The organism is Vibrio genomosp. F10 str. 9ZD137 (assembly GCF_049974785.1).
Lineage (GTDB): Bacteria > Pseudomonadota > Gammaproteobacteria > Enterobacterales > Vibrionaceae > Vibrio.
This window is the reverse complement of the sequence record NZ_JBNGCJ010000438.1, coordinates 1-2,308: the sequence shown is the minus strand read 5'-3', so window position 1 is coordinate 2,308 and position 2,308 is coordinate 1. Positions and strand designations below refer to the sequence as shown.

The 2,308-nt window shown below is 44.0% G+C and carries 2 protein-coding genes and 1 pseudogene; all 3 read right to left on the bottom strand.

From position 1 onward, the window contains the following. Positions 1-407 (bottom strand): annotated as a pseudogene (locus ACP45E_RS10450) (ABC transporter substrate-binding protein); the annotation flags it as partial. 17 nt (positions 408-424) lie between these two features. Continuing rightward, on the bottom strand, positions 425-1,861 hold the full coding sequence (locus ACP45E_RS10445) for an ATP-binding protein (RefSeq protein ID WP_069584982.1): 1,437 nt from the start codon (positions 1,859-1,861) through the stop codon (positions 425-427). 23 nt (positions 1,862-1,884) lie between these two features. Next, a partial coding sequence (locus tag ACP45E_RS10440; RefSeq protein WP_141707290.1) for a winged helix-turn-helix domain-containing protein occupies positions 1,885-2,308 on the bottom strand: 424 nt, incomplete at its 5' end.

The window sequence follows — 2,308 nt, the reverse complement described above, 5'->3', positions numbered from 1 at the left end:
ACCGCTCTTCCGATCTTAGTGATGGACAGTGGATAGAGGACTTCATCCCAGTTATTCTGTATTCCCACATCATTGATACTATGCAAGATTCCTATCGCATCCCAGGCCTTAATACTGGGTCCTTCTATTTGAGCAAAACTCGGCGTGTTACCCGCTAAAGCTCGTGCTTGTAATACGGTCATGGCGCTGTCACCACCACCGCCTAACACCGATGAAGTCGTGATTTCTTGTGGAGATTTCGACAGATGATCTTCAAGTATAGTCAGTGCTTTTTGTTCACCTTTTGATGTCCACCAATGTAAAAATTCAACGTCGGCCAAGGCGTGGAAGCTAGGCAATAGCAGACTGGTACCAAGTGCAGTCAAGGTACATAACGTCGTATAAGTGCAGCGATAAAAAAGTGTCATAGTGAATCTCTTGGGAATCAATCTCTTGGAAAAAGTAATGTGGCGCAAAGACCACCACGTTGCGTTATGGTTAGCTCAAGACTGCCGCCGTGGGCTTTGATGATACTTTGTGAAATTGTTAGTCCTAAGCCATTTCCTTCTTGTTCTTTGTTAAAGGAACCTCGAAAATAGGGTTCGCATAGTTTTTCGAGGACCTTACTATCAACATTAGTGCCTTGGTCTTCAATTTTCACTTTCAATTCAGTGTCACTATCGATTAGCACTATGTTAGCCCGCTCGCCATATTTAAGTGCGTTGTCGACTAAGTTTTGTATGCACCGTTTAATCGCTAATGGCTTTCCAGAAAAGGGGGCGTTGGCATGCCCATTGATCGTGACAACGTTTGGGTCTTCACAGATAAACGATGCTATGTGGTGAAGCAGTTGGTCAATATCAATGGGTTCAATTTCTTCGTGAATATCGGTCTCTTTAATGCACTGCAATGCGCCTTTGACCATCAAATCTAAGTCATTGGTAATGCGCGTAAACCGTTCTCGCTCTGTAGCATCATCGAGCATTTCAGAGCGCAGTTTTAAGCATGCAATCGGCGTTTTTAAATCGTGAGAAATCGCGCTAAAGAGCATCTCACGATCTTTAATATGGCTATCGATTCGTCGGTTCATTTTATTAAATGCTCTCACCGCTGCTTTTAATTCATTGCTTCCTTCTTCTTTCACTTCAGGGACTTTTAATCGTGTCGACATTAAGGTTGCCGCTTTGGCTAATTGTCGAATTGGGCGAATCTCTCGACGAACGACAAACCATGTACAAATCATGAGTAAAACAGCCGATAGAAACAATGTGAGCCATTCTCTCAGGTCAAAATAGTTGGTTTCTAATGCGATGTAAGGTGCCGGCAATACCGCCGCTAGGTAGAACCATTCTCCTGGTGCTACCTCAACCTGCATCACTAGTATTGGTGGGTTGATGTCACCATAGGACAATGAATAATGAGCCCATAATAAAGGCAGCCCATCGATAGAAAGCTCATTGTTAAACACGCGAAGATCATCACGCAGGGTAAATTCCACTTTAATGTTTGGCGTCCCCTCAAGTTCATCGTAAAGGACGGATTCTACTTCATTGATGACAAGTGTTTTTCGTTCGCTTTGAGGGAGCGCTTTTACGGGGATCTCATGGTTATTGAGTGAAACAAAAAATCGGGTTCCTCCCATGCTTCGTAATTGGTTAAGAACCAAATGGCGATATTCTGAAGGCAGTGTTTGAAAAAATGAAATAGTAGAAGAGGCACTGCGCGCCAAACTGTGGACGGTTGTAGTGAGGCCTTGTTTATCTCGTTCACTGGTGTGTTGATACCAGAAAACCCCAGCGAGCATTTGCGCCAACATGATCACGAGTAGAAGGAACAAGCTTGTGCGGGCTGCTAAAGAATTTGACCATAATCTAGCTTTCATGTTGAGCCTCATGCATTTGAGAACTATTCATATTGAGCTTGCGTGGTGAGCATATAACCTTTGTTCCGTACAGTAATGATGAGAGAGCGATCCTTATCTTCTAAGTGATGGCGTAACCGGCTGATTTGAACGTCGATCCCTCGTTCTAATGGGTCCGCTTCTCGTCCCCAAATTTCACGAGCAATATCATCTCGAGAGAGTATTGACTCAGAGTTGCTGACAAATAATGACAGTAATGTTAAATCGGCACCGCTTAACTGTTTAATGGCATGACTTGGAATATGGATAAGCTGGCGAGTTACGGTGTCTATTTGCCATTCACCAAAGCGGATTTTGCGCGCTAGCTTGGTTGAACTGGAAACGTGACTTCGACGTAAAATGGTTTTAATTCGGGCGAGCAACTCGCGTGGGCTGAAGGATTTGGTAATGTAAGATCGGAAGAGCGGT